The sequence below is a fragment of the Mycobacterium sp. UM_Kg27 genome, from assembly GCF_000972905.1.
Lineage (GTDB): Bacteria > Actinomycetota > Actinomycetes > Mycobacteriales > Mycobacteriaceae > Mycobacterium.
Window position 1 is genome coordinate 1 of sequence record NZ_JRMM01000286.1, and the last position, 1023, is coordinate 1023.

Consider the following 1023-nt stretch of genomic DNA (forward strand, 5'->3'; position numbering starts at 1 on the left):
TGAGCCGTCCCGGTAAGTCCGGGGACTGATTTCCTTGAATCACCCCGCCTTCGGTGGGGTGTGCCTGTGATCGTAGTGAAGCGCTTCGACGGCTGCGGGGGTGAAGTCGTCGAGGTAGTCGTGGGGACGTTCGGTGTTGAACCAGTCGACCCATTCGGCGGTGGCGAGTTCGACCTGGCTGACGTCGCGCCACGGGCCTTGCCGATGGATGAGCTCGTTCTTGAACGAACCGACGGTCGTCTCGGCGAGCGCGTTGTCCAGTGCGTCGCCGACCGACCCGACCGAGGGGTCCACTCCTTCGTCGATGAGCCGCTGCGTGAATGCCACCGACGTGTACTGGGCGCCGGCGTCGTTGTGCGCAATCAGGCCACGCAGATCGTAGTGCCCCTCTTGAGCCCGAGTGAAGAATGCGTGCTCGAGGGCGTCAAGAACCAGCGGCGTGGTCATCGACCTCGCTGCCCTCCAGCCGAGAATGCGACGGCTGAACGCATCGATCACGAAGGCCACGTAGACCAAACCGCTCCAGGTCGCCACATACGTAAAGTCGGCTACCCACAATCGATTTGGCGTCGGAGCGCAGAAATGGCGATCGACCAGATCCGGGTAACGGGCATGGCTGTCGTCACTGATCGTGGTCTTGTGTTTGGACCCATAGCGGGCCCCCTCCCAGCCCTGGGCGCGCATGATCCGCTCCACCGTGCAACGGGCCACATCGTGGCCCTGGCCGCGCAGCCGGATCCACATCTTGCGTGAGCCCAGGGTCTGCACGAACTTGCCGGTCTTGGCGTCGTTGCGCTGAGTGCTGATGATCTCGACTAGCTCGGCCTTGCGCACCTGGCGGCGCGTCGGGGTCTTGTTGATCCACTCGTAGTAGGTCGACGGGCTGATCGACACCCCGTTGGCCGACAGCACCGCACACATGGGCTCGACACCCCAGCGAAGCCCGGCCCCACCATCAGAGCCGGGCACCTGGTAGTCCTTGTGCTCGGCGATAAACCGAATCACCGTTTCCCGGGCCGGTCG

1 protein-coding gene is annotated in these 1023 nt (G+C 64.0%); it reads right to left on the reverse strand.

Going from position 1 to position 1023, the window contains the following annotated elements; all coding sequences use genetic code 11:
* Positions 1 to 39: 39 nt before the first annotated feature.
* The coding region (locus tag LI94_RS21270; protein WP_152664909.1) for an IS3 family transposase at positions 40 to 1023 on the reverse strand (984 nt) is incomplete at its 5' end.